This is a genomic window from Promicromonospora soli (assembly GCF_014653785.1).
GTDB lineage: Bacteria > Actinomycetota > Actinomycetes > Actinomycetales > Cellulomonadaceae > Promicromonospora > Promicromonospora soli.
In genome coordinates, this window is sequence record NZ_BNAS01000002.1 from 375,417 (window position 1) to 390,746 (window position 15,330).

Sequence of the window (15,330 nt, forward strand, 5' to 3'; positions counted from 1 at the left end):
CGGCGAGCACTGGCACACTCAGCCAGGCTATTGAGAGATCGCGTAACAAAGATGTCATCGGGGGGTTCCCGGCGTTTACCCGATAGTGGTTTCATTCGGGCATGAAGATGCTCCGGACTTTTCCGAAGGTTGCCTTCGAGTTCGGGCTGGCCTCGTGGAAATGGCTGGGGATACGCGAGCAGACGCCGCGCTTCGCCACCTGCTTCGGCGACATCTTCCTCGAGTCGCTGGACGGATGGTGGTTCCTGGACACCGTCGAAGGCACGCTCGACCTCCGTTGGAACTCCGCCGTCACGATGTACGAGGAGCTGGAGTCACCCGAGGGCCGCGCCACCTACCTCATGGACGACCTGGTCCGCGATGCGCGGAGCCGCGGCATCCGCCTCGGTGAGGAGGACGTCTTCACCTTCAACCCGCACCCTGCTCTCGGTGGTGAGCTGAGCGTGAACGGCCTCGGGACCATGCGCTTCGAGCTCGCGCTCAACTGGGTGGGGCAGATGCACGACCAGGTGCTGCACAGCTCGGGCGAGATCAGGCTGCCCCCGATGCCCGACGGCGGCCGCCGAGCCGCGGCTTCACCCGTCGCCGAGCCCTGGGACCCGGCATGGTCGGACGACGAGACCTTCGACGTCCCGTTCGAGCAGTACCTGGCTACCACCACCTTCGCTGCGGTCGCCGCCCCGCAGCGGAACGACGACGGCTTCCCGTCGCTCCCGCCGTCGCGGAGCCGCGACCAGGACGGATCCGGTAAGGCGCCGTACGCCGCGCAGAGCTATGGCGCCCACAGCTACGAGACGCCCGGCAACCCGGCGCAGCCGTGGTCGGGACAGAACCTGTCCGCACCGCTCTGGTCCGGGCAGACCGAGTCGGCGCAGCCCTGGCTCGAGCCGTACCAGGCGGCCCAGCCCGCGCCACCGGCCGAGGGGTACGACGCTCCGAACGACCCTGCATACCCGGCCGCCCCCGAGCAGTACGAGACCGGCGCGACCGATCAGCAGCCCGGCGGACAGTACGCCGAGCAGAGCTGGGCCCCGTACAGCGCCAACCCGAGCAGCGCCGTCCAGGGCACCGGCGGCCAGGACCTGCACGGTCAAGCGGTGCCGACCTGGGATATCCCGTCCTGGGGTGGTCAGACGCCGACGGCCGCCGCGGGCGGTCGCCAGCAGCCCAACCCACCCACCGAGGACCCGTTCACCGCGTGGGACGACCTGTGGGGGAAGCGCTGATCCGCTGACGCCCCGACCTGCCCTTCCGGGGTCCGATCCGCGGTTCCGTGCTGCGTTCCGGGCGCAGCCGGCGCTCGCGCTCCGTACGCGCGACGAGGCTCAGCTCTCCGGGTGTCGTGGTCCGTGCATGCTTGAGCAGGCGGGTCTCCAGCGCCACCCGGTTCGCCCGGCGCAGCCCGTCCGTGTAGCCGAGGATCGTCTGTGCGTGCGCGTGCGTGATGTGCCCGCCCCGCAGCGCGGCGAGCGTACGCGGATGCTCGTGCACCAGCGCCCGGGACTCCTCGATGAGCGCGACGGCCGACCCCTCGGGCATCCGAAGCGCCTTCGCCAGCTGCTCGACGAGCTCGGGCGCCAGCCCCGCGACGTCGTCCGCCTCTACCTCGGGGGCGCCGAACCGCTCCGGCTGGTCGGCCGCCCACTCCCGGACCGTCTCCATGAGGACGGCACGTGAAGCCGCGAGCGAGGCAAGGAGGGAGTCGACCGCTGCCACAGCATCGACCGCCTCCGTGAGGTTCGCGAAACCGCCCGCGAATCCCGACCCGCGCGGCGCAGCTGCACCACGCGGAGACTGGTCCGGCACGTTGGCCGGACCGCGAGTCACCAGCACCTTGTTCGAACGCATGTTCTAAACATAGAGGGTGACACCGACGCGCGCCACCCGGCACGCCGACCTGTGATCGGCGACCAGCTACCCGCACAATGGGCCTGTGCCGATCCGACCAGCCGTTGCGTCGCCCCTGGCCGCGTGCGCGGCCGTGGCCACACTCCTCGCCCTGAGCGGCTGCAACCTGGCCGAGCCGGCGGAGGGCTGGGACGGAGCCTCAGGAGAGGAGACCCCCACAGCCTCCGACTCGCCACTGACACCCGTGAAACCGCAGGCCGGCGCCGGGCCGAAAGCGCACACCAGCACGGTCACCGTCGACGGCATCACCCTGCACATCAGCTCGCGAAAGGCCGCCGACGTACAGGCCGACGACAGTGGGCCGGGCACGCGGACGGTCACCCTCAGCCTCGCGCCCGGCAGATCAGCACGCCTGGAGCTCGCCTCCCCCGGCGAGCTCGACGTCGACTCCGACGGCAGCATCAGCGTGCTCGACGGCAACGGCGCGCCCATCGCGGCGGTCAGCCCGCCGGCCCTGCCGTCCGACGCCGGTAAGGACGCACCGCGCATCGAGGTCACGGACACCGACGCGACCCACGCACTGGTGGAGGTCGACGCCCGGACAGAGTTCGGCGCCGAGCAGGTCCCCGCCGAGCCGCTACGCGTCACGTTCGTGGTCGGCACGCAGGCCATCGAGGGCGCAAGCTGGGGGGAGAACGAGGGCGGTCGCTCGCTCGCCGTCGACCCGACGGACTGGGCCAGGCACGCGGGCGAGGCGGGGCTCGAGCTGATCCGCACCCAGCTAGTGGCCGCCGAGCCGGACGCTGACACCCGGACCATGGAGCATCAGCTCGTGTGCCACGCGGTGGGCGCGCCCGACAAGGCCACGTGGAACCTCGAACCCTGGCGGCCCGACGTCGGACTGATCCTCACCGCCACCGCGCACTGCAACCCCACGTGAGCGCGCCGCGCCCGAAACCCGGGTCGTGACCCAGTCGTGACCAGCGCCCGGGCGATTCGACGTGCGGACTCGCGCGGCTTGGGGTTTCCTGGAAACCGACGGCGAGGCAGGCTCGCCGACAATCTATTGAGCCCCAGCTCAGCCGGACTCCGGTGTATGTCGTCGTGCGCTCCCAGACGCCCGGCCGTCATCTGCAAGAGCTCGGCATGCACGGAGTTCCCCCTGGGGTCAGGCACTTTGCTCCTCGGCGACACCTCGGCAGGGAGGCTCCTGATGACCCGTGTCATTGTCCTTGGATCGATAGTCGCAATAGGTGGCGGCGCGTTGCTCGGATTGACGCTCGCTTACCAGCACATACCGCTCACGGTGCTCGCCGTCCTCCTCGGACTGGCGGGCACTTTCGCTGTCATACGAACAACACCCGAGCCGGCGCCCGTACTGCGGGATCCGGTCACTCTCGGCGGCCCGCTCGCGCGCCCCGCCGACAACGAGGACGAGGAGTCCGCAACCGAGCCCGTCCCGGCTCCGGTGCAACACTTCCCCGTCCCGGTCGTCGCCGCAGTACCCGACGCCGCGTGACCGTCTCGCCGAGATAGAACCGTAGCGAGATAGAACTGCAGCGCGACGTCTCCCGGGATACGGGACGCGTCGCGCTGCAGTTCTATCTCGCTGCGGTTCTATCTCGGCGTGCTGGCCTCCTGCTTGCGCAGCTCCTTCTCGCTGATCGGCGCCGTGCCGCTCGCGCGCAGCTCCCGGTAGTACGCGCGCGCCTCGTCCTGGCGCACCTTCTCCGAGCCGTTGGCGATCGGGGCGCGCAGGTGCTCCTGCGTGAAGCCCCAGGCGTCGATGACGTCGAGCACGTGCGGGCGGAGCTCCTTGAGCAGGCGGTCGATCGTCGACGTCACGGCCTTGGCACGCCCCGCCGAGAGGCGGCCGTTGGCCAGGTGCCAGTCGAGGTGGCGCTCGATGATGGTCAGTCCGTAGATGTCGCGGAGCAGGGTCAGCACCTTGCGGGTACCGGCGTCGGACACCTTGCCGATGGCCTTCGTGAAAGCGTCCCAGCGCACGAGCTCGGCCCATGCCTCCGCGGACGCGAGGAGGCGCACCTGGTGGTCGTCGAAGATCTCCTGCGCCCTGACCGAGTCGGCCTTGAGCGCGGGCCGCATGCCCATCGCGACCTCCGCGACCATGCCCTCGTAGCGGCCCGCGATCAGCGCCCGCTGCAGGTCGGCGTCCAGCAGGCGGTCCGCCGAGCGCGCGCCGCCGCCGTCGGCCATCGACTGGCCGAGCCTCTTCAGCGGGACCTTGTGCAGCAGCGCGTCCTTCGCCTGACCGGCCACGATGCCCGCCATACCGGCCGGGGACTTGGCCGCCCTCGCCATCTTCTTGCCGTAGTCGCCCACGAGGCGCTTGGCCGCGAGCTGCAGCAGCACGTGGTTGTCGCCCTCGAAGGTGGCGTAGATGTCGAGGTCCGCGCGCAGGCTGGTGAAGCGGTTCTCGGAGAGGAAGCCGGCGCCGCCGCAGGCCTCTCGGCACTCCTGCAGGGTGTCGAGCGAGTACCAGGTGGAGGTCGCCTTGAGCGCCGCCGCCGTCGTCTCGAGGTCCTCGCGCATCGCGGTGGTGTCCTCGCGGCCCGAGAACACCGCGTCGAACAGGTCGAGCAGCTCATCGTGCGCGAAATGCATCGCGTACGCCTCGGCGATGCGCGGGAAGAGGCGACGGCGGTGCGTCGCGTAGTCGAGCAGTGTCAGCTCGTCGGCACCGGCCGACGGCGAGAACTGGCGACGCTGGTCGGCGTACTTCGTGGCGATCGCGAGACCGAGCTTCGCCGCGGTGATCGCCGCGCCGTCGAGGGACACGCGGCCCTGCACCAGGGCGCCGAGCATCGTGAAGAAGCGGCGGCCGGGGCTGTCGATCGAGGAGGTGTAGGTGCCGTCCGCGGCCACCTGGCCGTAGCGGGCGAGCAGGTCCCGACGGGCCACGCGCACGTTCGTGAAGTGCAGCTTGCCGTTGTCGATGCCGTTGAGGCCGCCCTTCTGGTCGTCGTCCTCGCCACCGACGCCGGGCAGGAACTCCATGGTCTGCGGGTCGCGGATCGGCACGTAGAAGCAGTGCACACCGTGGTCGACGCCGTTCGTGATGAGCTGTGCGAACACGGTCGCCGCTACGCCGTGCGCGGCCGCGTTGCCGAGGTACTGCTTCCACGCGCCGCGGAACGGAGTGTTGAGCAGGAACTCCTCGGTCTCCGGGTCGTACGTCGCCGTGGTGCCGATGGAGGCGACGTCGGAGCCGTGACCCGTCTCGGTCATCGCGAAGGCGCCGGGGACCGACAGGTCCATCGCGCCGGGGAGCAGGCGGTCCTGCTGCTCTTCCGTGCCGAGGTGGAGGATCGCCGAGGCGAAGAGGCCCCACTGCACGCCGGACTTGATCTGCAGCGACGGGTCGGCGACGACGAGCTCCTCGAAGCCCACCAGGTTGGCACCCGCCTCGCCGCGGCCACCGAGGCGCTCCGGAAAGGCCCTCAGGACGTGGCCGTAGGGCACCATCTGCTTCATCTGGGCGAGGGTGATCTCCCGGTGCTCCTCCTTGGTGATCCCCTCCTTCTTCCAGAGCTCGGGGTGCTCGGCCACCATGCGACGGGCCTCGGAACGCGCCTCGGGCCAGCGGCCGAGCAGCATCTGCCGCAGGGCGGGCACGTCCACCCGGGTGCCCGACGCCGGACTGGTCGCCTCGGGCGTGGGTGCTACGGCCTCGGGCGCGATGCCGGTGGTCACGGGCTCGGAGGTGGTCGTCATCGGTTCTCCTCGGTGTTCGGCCGGTGGGCCAGGTACAGGGTTTCGGAGGGTAGGTCGAAGAGTGGTCGGGAGGACGGGTCGGGGTCAGGCGGTCGCGGGTGCGGCGCCGGGGCGGTCGTGGTGCAGCACGCCCACGGGGCCGGTCCAGAGCCAGAGCGTCACGCGTTCGGTCAGCTCTTCGCGGGTCAGCGGCTTCGTGTCGATGTTGCGGTGGCCGAGCCACCACTCGCCGGAGCCCCGCACGAAGCCGACGGCGCCGGCGGCCCAGGCTGCGGCGTCGGCGTGCGGGACATCTGTGGCCCGAGCGAACGGCTCGGCGACGAGCTCGATCACCGAGTCGAGGTAGGCACCCAGGGGGTGCAGGTCGCCGGGCGAGGTGGGCGCCACGGCGTCGTCGGCCGGGACCGCGGGGCGACGGCCGCGCCGTCCGCTCTCGACGGGTGCCGGCTCGTTGCCGCCGATCGCGGTCCGGGTGACGAACCAGTAGACGTTGGGCGACTGCTCGATCATCTCGAGGTAGACCCGCACCATCTCGCGCAGTGCCATCTCCGGGCTGTCCGCGCGCTGCGCCGCGGCGCGCAGCGCGTCGTGCATCTGCATCACGACGGTCTCGGCGACGGCGAGCCGCAGGCCCGCCTTGTCGTCGAAGTACCGGTAGACGATGGACTTCGACGTGCCCGCTGCGGCGGCGATCTCGTCCATCGAGACCGCAGGTCCGAGGCGATGCACCGCCTTGCGCGCCGCGCGGACGAGCTCGGCCCGACGGGCCGTGCGGTGGTCGTCCCAGCGCGTCGAACGACCGTCGACTCCGATGCTCATCGGTCCGCCTCCCCGCCTTGGCACGCTAGAGATCTTGTGATTCGTCTCACGAGACTGAGAGTATCAGGTACTGTGAGTCCTGGGCACCATCCCGGGCGAACCGGGTCGCGGCCCGCCCCGGTCTCGACGAGGCTCGAACCAAGAAGCCCCTGCCCGACGATGAGTGAGAAGGAACAGCGACGTGTCCACTACCCCCTCCCCCGTCCCGTCCACGCGCGAAGCCGTGATCATCGGCGGCAACCGCATCCCGTTCTCCCGCGCCGGCAAGAAGTACGTCCGGACCAGCAACCAGGACATGTTCACCGCGGCGCTGGAGGGCCTCGTCGCCCGTTTCGGCCTGCAGGGCGAGCGCCTGGGCGAGGTCGCCGGCGGCGCCGTGCTCAAGCACAGCAAGAACTTCAACCTGATCCGCGAGAGCGTGCTCGGCTCCTCCCTGTCGCCCGCCACCCCCGCCTACGACGTGCAGCAGGCCTGCGCCACCGGGCTCGAGGCCGCCATCGCGGTGACCAACAAGATCAAGCTGGGCCAGATCGAGTCCGCGATCGCAGGCGGCACCGACACCGTGTCCGACGCGCCGATCGTCGTCAGCGACCGCCTGCGCGCCGCGCTCCTGGACGCGAACCACGCCAAGACGACCGGCGCGAAGATCAAGGCGCTGCTTCCCGTGCTGAGCCACCCGAAGTGGCTGGCGCCGGTCTCCCCGAGCACGGGCGAGCCGCGCACCCACCTCTCGATGGGCGAGCACCAGGCAATCACCACGGCGAAGTGGGGCATCACCCGCGAGGACCAGGACGAGGTCGCGTACAGCTCGCACCAGAACCTCGCCCGCGCCTGGGAGTCCGGCTTCTTCGACGACCTGGTCACCCCGTACAAGGGCCTGACCCGCGACGACAACCTGCGCCCCGACACCTCGCTCGAGAAGCTCGCGAAGCTCAAGCCGGTGTTCGGCACTTCGCTCGAAGGCGCGGCGACGATGACCGCCGGCAACTCCACGCCGCTGACCGACGGCGCCTCCACCGTCCTCTTCTCGTCGCGCGAGTGGGCCGAGGAGCGCGACCTGCCGATCCTGGCGAAGTTCGTGGACGCCGAGACCGCGGCCGTCGACTTCGTGCACGGCCACGAAGGGCTCCTCATGGCACCCGCCGCTGCGGTGCCGCGCCTGCTGGCCCGGAACGGGCTCACGCTGGAGGACATCGACTTCTTCGAGATCCACGAGGCCTTCGCCTCCACCGTGCTGACCACGTTGGCCGCGTGGGAGGACGAGGAGTACTGCCGCACCGAGCTCGGCCTCGACGGCGCCTTCGGCAAGATCGACCGCAGCAAGCTCAACGTCAACGGCTCCTCGCTCGCCGCGGGCCACCCGTTCGCCGCGACCGGCGGCCGCATCATCGCCACCGCCGCGAAGCTCGTGGCCGCGAAGGCGGCCGAGACCGGCCGTCCGGCGCGGGCGCTGATCTCGGTCTGCGCCGCCGGTGGCCTGGGTGCGGTCGCGATCGTCGAGTCCGCCTGAGCCCAGCGCGCAGCGGAGAGTGAGGGCCGAGGAACGAGGCACTCGCCCGCAGCGAAGCAACGGGCTCAGGCGGCAGACAACACGGCCTGAGCCTCTCTCCAAGAACCGGAAGGAAATCGTGGCTGACAAGTCCGCTCCCACAGACAAGTACACGGTGGCCGTGAACCGCGGTCTCACCAAGACGATCGCGAAGAAGCTGGGCCTCCCGCGCCCGGCGATCCTGCGCCGCTACGCCCCCGACGCCCCGCTCACCGTGGGCCCGGTGCTCGTGGTCTCCGACGACGCCTCGGCCGCCGACGCCGACGCGATCGCCAAGGCCCTCGTGTCCTGGGATGTCGACGTACGCCGCTCGGCCGACGGCGGCGACGATCTCCGCTGGGGCGGCGTCGTGCTCGTGGGCACGGCAGCCGAGTCCCCGGAGGCCGTCTCTGAGGCGGTACTCGCCCTGGGCGGCACGCTGCGCAAGCTCGCCGGCAACGGCCGCGTCGTCGTCGTGTCCCGTGCGCCCGAGGCCGGCGACTCGCCGACGCTCGCCGCGACCCGGGCCGGCTTCGAGGGCTTCACGCGCTCGGTCGGCAAGGAGCTGCGGGGCGGCGCGACGGCGAACGGCGTGCAGCTGACCGGCGGGGCGGCCGTCGACTCGACCTCCGCCCTCGGCGCGCTGCGATTCTTCCTGTCCGCCAAGTCGGCGTACGTCGACGGCCAGGTGCTGCCCGTCGGCCCGTCGGACGCGCAGGCCGACGTCGACTGGAAGCAGCCGCTGGCCGGCAAGGTCGCCGTCGTCACCGGTGCCGCGCGCGGTATCGGCGCGGCGATCGCACGCACGCTGGCCCGCGACGGCGCCAAGGTGATCGTCGTGGACGTGCCCGCAGCAGGCGAGTCGCTGGCCGCCGTCGCGAACGAGATCAGGGGCACCGCCCTGCAGCTCGACGTGACCGCCGCCGACGCCGGCACCAAGATCCTGGAAGCCACCAAGCACCTCGGCGGGATCGACATCCTGGTGCACAACGCGGGCATCCTGCGCGACAAGCTGCTCGCGAACATGAAGCCCGCGCAGTGGGACGCCGTCATCGCGGTGAACCTCGCCTCGCAGCTGCGCATCAACGAGCAGCTGCTGGCCGCCGGGGTCGACGGGTTGCGCATCGTGTCGCTCGCCTCGACGTCGGGCATCGCGGGCAACAAGGGCCAGACCAACTACGCGTACTCGAAGTCCGGCGTGATCGGCCACACGGCCGCCACCGCGCCGCTCGTGGCGCAGCGCGGCGGCACCGCGAACGCGGTCGCGCCGGGCTTCATCGAGACCGAGATGACCCGGTCGATCCCGTTCGCCACGCGGGAGGTGGGGCGCCGCATCATCCCGTCGCTCCAGCAGGGCGGCCTTCCGCTCGACGTCGCCGAGGCCATCGCGTTCCTCGCGTCGCCGGTGGCCGTCGGCGTGAACGGTCAGGTGCTGCGGGTGTGCGGCCAGTCGATGTTGGGCAAGTGACAGTGGGACGAACGGGCGCGCCGGCGTCGTACGGCGTGAGCGAGCTGGCCCGGCTGCCGAAGCTGGGCGGGCTGTTTGCAAAGGGCGTGGCCGGGTCCGTCGGCAAGCGTCCGAAGGACGCGGTCCGGCTGCCCGAGGTGACCTACCGCGTCGTAGGCGTGGACACCACGGCCGAGGCGGCGCACCTGGCGGCGTACCTGCGCCTGGTGGGTGAGCCGTCGTCCGACGTGCTGCCCGCCGGGTTCCTGCACGTGCTGGCGTTTCCGCTGGCCACGGCCGTGATGGTGCGTGGCGACTTCCCGCTGCCGCTGCTCGGCCTCGTGCACCTGAGGAACGTGGCGCGCGTGCTCCGGCCGGTGCGGCTGGGCGAGACGCTCGAGGTCCGGGCCTGGGCACAGGACGCCCGCGCGCACCGGCGGGGCGTCCAGGTGGACCTGGTCGCGGAGGTCCTCGTGGACGGCGACCTCGCCTACCGGGGCGTCTCGACGTACCTCGCCAAGGGCTTCACGGCGCCGGACGGCGCGGCTTCGGCCGACGAGTCCCCGCGCGAGGAGTGGGCGCCGCCGCTGCCGACCGCGCGCTGGAAGCTCGGCGGCGGAACCGGGCGGGCATACGGCGCGGTGTCGGGTGACCAGAACCCGATCCACACCTCGAAGCTGGGCGCCAGGGCGTTCGGATTCCCGCGGGCGATCGCGCACGGGATGTACGTCGCGGCGCGTGCGCTGGCCGAGGTCGGTCCGGCGCGGCGCGGCGAGACGTACGAGTGGACCGTCGAGTTCTTCAAGCCGGTGCTGCTGCCGGGGACCGTGGACGTCTCGATCCGAAACGTGGCTGATGTGGACCCGACGGGCTCGGCAGGCGGGTCCGGCCCGGCCTCCGGGTACGTGTACGACGGCTGGAGGTCCGGCAAGAACACCCGCCACTTCGGCGGCACCGTCCGACCCGTCTGACGGGATGCGCGTGGTTGTGGGCGCGATCGTTGCGACTACACGTCCGCTTTAGGCGCAACGATCGCGCCCACAACCAAGCGCGTCGGGGGTCAGCGGGCTAGGCGGGGGAGGAGGAGCCTCTCCCAGAGGATCGCGCGCTTCGGACGGAAGAAGCCTGAGTGGCCGATGCGGCTCAGCCCGTGGTCGGCGGCCCGCATCTCGACGAGCTCGAACTCCGTTCCCGGAAACTCCCGGCTCCAGTACCGGATCGAATCGGGGGTGATGAGCTCGTCGTCAGCGGTCCAGAGGGCGGAGACCGGCGTCTCGACCTTCGCGAAGCGGTCCCGCAGCTCGGGGAGCTCGCTGAACAGGTAGTCCGGGTGCAGGCACCAGCGGCCCCACTGGCGCATGACTCCGCCGGGCAGGTCGTCCAGGATCCGGAGCCAGCGGCCGGGGTAGTAGCCCAGCACCGCGACCGCGGCCGGCGCGATGACTCGCCACAGCAGCGGCGACCAGGTCTTGATCATCGGCGCGGCCTTGCCGCGCCAGCCGGTCCCCGAGGCCACCATGACGCACCGGTCCACGCCGACGTCGGACAGGAAGCCCAGGCTCTGGCCGCCGAACGAGTGGCCGAGCCAGGTGAGCGGGGCGCCGACGGCGTCGGCCCGATCGCGGGCGTGGACCGCGGCCGCCTCGGCGTCGTGGTACCAGTCCAGGGCGGTCGCGGCGGAGTCCCGCATGGGGCCGTAGAGCTCAGGCTCCGATCCGCGGTACGAGAACGTGAGCACCGCGAACCCCCGCTCCGCGAGCCAGGCCGCGGTGTGCCGGTAGAACCGCATGGGCATCGCCATCGCGGGCGCGATCGCCACGACGCCGACGACGTCGCCGTCCGGCAGGAACCAGAGGCCGGCGACCGGCTCGCCGTCCTCGGCGGGGAACCTCGTGTCCTCGGTGATCACGTGCGGGAGGCTACCAATCGAACCCTGTCCAGCGCGGGTCGCGACAACCGCGAACCGGCGAAGCGTGACGTAGCTCCAGCTGGGCCGGCACGCCGCACGTAAGGGCTGGATCTGACAAGTCGCTCCATGACAGCGTGTGGCCATGACCACACTGGCGTGCATCATCCGACCGTCCACCCCGCCGTCCCGTCTCATCCCGCTCGCCCGCGCCGTCGAGGCCGCCGGCATCGAAGAGATCTGGCTCTGGGAGGACTGCTTCCAGTCGGGCGGGATCTCCGCCGCGAGCGCGATCCTTGCCGCCACGGAGCGTGCACGCGTGGGGATCGGCGTCATGCCGACGCCGCTGCGGAACGTGGCGCTCACCGCCATGGAGGTGGCGACGGTCGACGGGATGTTCCCGGGCCGGCTGATCCCCGGGATCGGGCACGGCGTCCAGTCGTGGATGTCGCAGGTGGGGGCCAAGGCGGCGTCGCCGCTGACCCTCATGCGCGAGTACGCGACAGCACTGAGCGCGCTGCTCGCCGGGGAGCGAGTGACGACGTCGGGCAAGTACGTGTCCCTGGACGACGTCGCACTGGACTGGCCGCCCGCCCGGCCCGTGCCGGTGCCGGTCGCCGCGACCGGGCCGAAGTCGCTGCGCGTCGCAGGGGAGGTGGGCGCCGGCGTTGTGCTCGAGGGGTCCGTGGGCCTGCCCGGGCTGCCGGCAACGCTCGAGCGGATCGCCGAGGGCCGGGCAGCGGCCGGCAAGGATGGGCTCGACGGCTTCCCGGTGATCCAGTTCGTGTCCGGTGGGACCGGGCCCGGCGCCACCGAGCGCCTGCGCGCGGAGGTCAACGGAGCGGGCTCGGACGTGGCCGACGACGAGCAGCTGGCCGGCTACGCGGTGTGGGGCGACGCCCAGGCGCTGGCCGACGGCGTGCGGCGGTTCGGGGCGGCCGGCGCGGACACGGTGGCGGTCTACGCGACGGACGACGACCCGGACTTCGAGCGGCTCGTCGCGGTGCTGGGCGAGGCCAACGAGCTGCTGGGCAAGGACTCGTAGCGCCCGCCGCCTGCGGCCGAACGCATAGCCTGTCCGGATGGATGCCCTCCACGAGCGGACCGCCGTTGAGCTCCGCGACCTCCTCGCCGCCGGGGAGCTCACGCCCGCCGAGGTCACCGAACACTTCCTCGCCCGGGTGGAACGGCTGAACCCGACGGTCGGGGCCTTCGCCACCGTTACCCCCGAGCTCGCCCGGAAACGGGCGGCGGCGCTCCAGGAGTCCGGCGGCCACGGCCCGGGCGAGGACACGCCGCCCGGCAGCCTGTGGGGCATGCCTACCGGGGACAAGGACCTGTGGAACCGCGCGGGCGTGCCGACGGGCTTCGGTTCGCGCGCCTTCACGGGACTGCCGCCGGCCGAGGTGAGCGATGAGATCGTGGAGGTGCTCGACGCCGCAGGCATCGTCAGCCTCGGCAAGACCGCCGCGCCCGAGCTGGGCTTCCCCGCCTACACCGAGCCGGTGGGCGCCCCGCCCGCGCGCACCCCGTGGGACCTGACCCGCGGCGCGGGCGGGTCCAGCGGCGGGGCCGCCGCGGCGGTGGCGGCGGGCATGCTGCCGTTCGCCCCTGGGTCCGACGGCGGCGGCTCGATCCGTATCCCCGCGGCCGCCTGCGGCGTCGTCGGCCTCAAGCCGACGCGCGGCCTGCTGCCGGCGGGCAGCGGCATCGACTCGCTGGGCGGGCTGGTCGTGAACGGGCCGATCGCGCGCACCGTTGCCGACGCCGCCCTCCTGCTCGAAGGGATGCTCCCGAGGCGGGCCGGGGGCGGCGTCGCGCACCCGTACACGCTGCGCGCGCCGTCGCACCCGGCGGGGGCATATCTCGCGGCCGCGCAACATGCCACGTTACCCACCTCCACCACCGGAACGGGAGCCGGGCTCAGCGGCGGCGGCGCTCGGATCGGGGTGACCACCTCGTCCGCGTGGGACGGGTTCTACGACATCACCGTGTCGCGTGAGGCCCGGGCCGGGTTGGACGCCGGCATGCGCGCACTGGCCGGTTTCGGGCACGAGTTGGACGAGATGGCCCTGGACTTGGCCCCTGAGTACGCCCCCGCGTTCCGGACCCTGTGGATGGGCGGCGCGTCGGCGGTGCCGATCGACGATCCGCTGACGCTCGCGAAGCTGGAGCCGCTGACGCAGTGGCTGATCCGGGCAGGCCGCGAGGTGCCCGCGCGCCGGCTCGCCGAGGCCGTGCGCACGCTCACCGGGTACGAGCGGTCGCTGGTCGCGCAGGTCAGTGCATACGACGCCGTCGTGACGCCCGCCCTCGCGCTGACGCCCCGGCCCATCGGCTGGTACGACGCAGAGAACCCGGAGCGGAACTTCGAGCAGCAGTGTCAGTACACGCCGTTCACGTCGATGCTCAACGTCTCCGGGCTGCCCGCGATCACCGTGCCGACGCACTGGACCGCCCCGACTTCCGAGGCGCCCGCCGGGCTGCCTATGGGAGTGCAGATCATCGGCCGCCCGGGCGGTGAGCTCACGCTGCTGGCTCTGGCCGCCCAGCTTGAGGCGACCCTGCCCCGCCCGCGCGCGTTCCCTCTCTGACGCGCGTCAGACCTCGTCCGGGAGGCAGCCGAAGTCCTCGTCGAAGCCCAGGGCCGCGGTCGACAGGAGACCCGCGAGGCCGGAGCCCTCGGGAACGGGACGCGGGTCGTCGGTCACCACCCAGAGCCCGTCGACGACGTCGTACCCGGCCTGGGGGCCTTCCGCCACCAGGCGGCCGACGGCGGCGATCAGGCGCTCGACCTCTTCGCCCGCAGTGCCGACGCCGACCGAGGCGCGCACCGCCCCGGCGTCGAAACCGAGGCGGCCGAGCAGCGGGTGGGCGCAGAAGCGGCCGTCCCGCACGCCGATGCCGTGCTCGGCGGACAGGTAGGCGGCCACGAGGCCGGGGTCGTAGCCGGTCACGGTGAAGGTCACGACGCCAACGGGGTCGACGGCGTCGGCCCACACGCGCACGACCTCGACGCGGTCGATCGCCTCGAGCCCCGACACGAGCCGACGGCGGAGCGCATTCTCGTGGGCCACGACGTCGGCCGGGTCGAGCGCCGCCAGCTCCTCGCACGCCGCCGCCAGCGCCACGGCGCCGATCACGTTCGGCGAGCCGGCCTCGTGCCGGGCGGGGCCCTCGTGCCAGTCGGTGCCGGCCACCCGCACGCGCCGCACCGCGCCGCCGCCGGCGAGGTAGGGCGTGCCGGCGTCGAGCCAGTCGCGGCGGCCCACCAGGGCGCCCGCGCCGAACGGAGCGTAGGTCTTGTGCCCGGAGAAGGCGAGGTAGTCCACGCCGGTCGACTCCAGCGAGATCCGGCGGTGCGGGACGAGCTGGGCGCCGTCGAGCAACACCCGCGCGCCGAACTCGTGGGCGATCGCGACGATCTCCCCGACCGGGAGCGACTCCCCGGTCACGTTGGAGGCGCCGGTGAGGGCGAGGAGGGCGAACGGCCGGCCCGCGGCGGCGTCGGCCAGCTCCTCGCGGATCTGGGCGAGCGTCTCGGCCACGGTGGAGCCGCCGGTCAGCACGGTCGCGTCGGTGCCGCGCTGCCAGGGCAGCAGGTTCGCGTGGTGCTCGACGTCGAGCACGAGCACGCGGCCCGGCTCGCCGTCGGGCTGCGCGGGTACGCACCCGGCGAGCAGGTTCAGCGAGTCGGTGGTGTTCCGCGTGATGAGCGTGAGGTCGTCCTCGCGGGCGCCGACGAATGCGCCGATGGTGCGGCGGGCGGTCTCGTAGAGCGCCGTGCTCACCTGGGAGAGGTAGCCCGCGCCGCGGTGCACGCTGGCGTACAGGGGGAGCACCTGGGTGACGCGGTCGGCGACGGCCTGCAGGGCCGGGGCCGACGCCGCGACGTCGAGGTTCGCGTACGAGACCCGGGTGCCGTCCACGAGCGGGACGAGCGTCCCGCCGCCGACCACAGGGCGGAGCGGTGCGACGTCGGTCACCGCGGCGTCACGGGTGAGGGTGGTTGCAGACATGGCGTCCTCCAGCAAAGTCCTGGGGGAG

General features: G+C 72.2%; 13 protein-coding genes. 8 read left to right on the top strand and 5 right to left on the bottom strand.

The features are described from left to right. Positions 1-101 precede the first annotated feature (101 nt). A complete protein-coding gene (locus tag IE250_RS24420) occupies positions 102-1,226 on the top strand; it encodes a T6SS immunity protein Tdi1 domain-containing protein (protein WP_229872240.1) in 1,125 nt (374 codons plus the stop codon). On the opposite strand, the gene IE250_RS07510 is transcribed toward IE250_RS24420, so the two are convergent. After that, entirely contained in the window at positions 1,192-1,848 is a 657-nt protein-coding gene (locus IE250_RS07510; protein WP_189668657.1) for a hypothetical protein, read from the bottom strand. The genes IE250_RS24420 and IE250_RS07510 overlap by 35 nt on opposite strands. Before the next feature lie 85 nt (positions 1,849-1,933). Here IE250_RS07510 and IE250_RS07515 point away from each other — a divergent pair, with 85 nt between their 5' ends. Continuing rightward, positions 1,934-2,788, top strand: a complete 855-nt coding sequence (locus IE250_RS07515) for a DUF2599 domain-containing protein (protein ID WP_189668658.1) — start codon at positions 1,934-1,936, stop codon at positions 2,786-2,788. A gap of 273 nt (positions 2,789-3,061) precedes the next feature. Beyond that, the gene (locus IE250_RS07520; protein WP_189668659.1) at positions 3,062-3,367 is read left to right on the top strand and encodes a hypothetical protein; all 306 of its coding nucleotides are present in this window, start codon (positions 3,062-3,064) and stop codon (positions 3,365-3,367) included. 98 nt (positions 3,368-3,465) lie between these two features. On the opposite strand, the gene IE250_RS07525 is transcribed toward IE250_RS07520, so the two are convergent. After that, positions 3,466-5,583, bottom strand: a complete 2,118-nt coding sequence (locus tag IE250_RS07525) for an acyl-CoA dehydrogenase family protein (RefSeq protein ID WP_189668660.1) — start codon at positions 5,581-5,583, stop codon at positions 3,466-3,468. An 84-nt stretch (positions 5,584-5,667) separates the two neighbouring features. Next, positions 5,668-6,402, bottom strand: a complete 735-nt coding sequence (locus IE250_RS07530) for a TetR/AcrR family transcriptional regulator (RefSeq protein ID WP_189668661.1) — start codon at positions 6,400-6,402, stop codon at positions 5,668-5,670. Positions 6,403-6,583: 181 nt separating this feature from the next. Here IE250_RS07530 and IE250_RS07535 point away from each other — a divergent pair, with 181 nt between their 5' ends. The 3 genes from IE250_RS07535 (at position 6,584) to IE250_RS07545 (ending at position 10,348) form a co-directional block, all read left to right on the top strand. After that, positions 6,584-7,912, top strand: coding sequence for an acetyl-CoA C-acetyltransferase (locus IE250_RS07535; RefSeq protein ID WP_189668662.1), 1,329 nt, complete (start codon positions 6,584-6,586; stop codon positions 7,910-7,912). Positions 7,913-8,030: 118 nt separating this feature from the next. Further along, positions 8,031-9,398: a 3-oxoacyl-ACP reductase gene (locus IE250_RS07540; RefSeq protein ID WP_189668663.1), complete on the top strand. Its 1,368-nt coding sequence runs from the start codon at positions 8,031-8,033 to the stop codon at positions 9,396-9,398. After that, positions 9,395-10,348, top strand: coding sequence for a MaoC family dehydratase (locus tag IE250_RS07545; protein WP_229872241.1), 954 nt, complete (start codon positions 9,395-9,397; stop codon positions 10,346-10,348). Before IE250_RS07540 ends, IE250_RS07545 begins: the two co-directional genes overlap by 4 nt. 89 nt (positions 10,349-10,437) lie before the next feature. Here the strand turns inward: IE250_RS07545 and IE250_RS07550 are convergent, their stop codons facing one another. Next, entirely contained in the window at positions 10,438-11,286 is an 849-nt protein-coding gene (locus tag IE250_RS07550) for an alpha/beta hydrolase family protein (protein ID WP_189668664.1), read from the bottom strand. 142 nt (positions 11,287-11,428) lie between these two features. On the opposite strand from IE250_RS07550, the gene IE250_RS07555 reads away from it, so the two are divergent. Both IE250_RS07555 and IE250_RS07560 read left to right on the top strand, forming a co-directional pair. Further along, the gene (locus tag IE250_RS07555; protein WP_189668665.1) at positions 11,429-12,328 is read left to right on the top strand and encodes an LLM class flavin-dependent oxidoreductase; all 900 of its coding nucleotides are present in this window, start codon (positions 11,429-11,431) and stop codon (positions 12,326-12,328) included. Positions 12,329-12,365: 37 nt separating this feature from the next. Beyond that, entirely contained in the window at positions 12,366-13,877 is a 1,512-nt protein-coding gene (locus IE250_RS07560) for an amidase (protein ID WP_189668666.1), read from the top strand. A gap of 6 nt (positions 13,878-13,883) precedes the next feature. On the opposite strand, the gene IE250_RS07565 is transcribed toward IE250_RS07560, so the two are convergent. Beyond that, positions 13,884-15,302 (bottom strand): aminotransferase class V-fold PLP-dependent enzyme, encoded by a 1,419-nt coding sequence (locus IE250_RS07565; RefSeq protein WP_189668667.1) that lies wholly within the window; start codon positions 15,300-15,302, stop codon positions 13,884-13,886. Positions 15,303-15,330 lie beyond the last annotated feature (28 nt).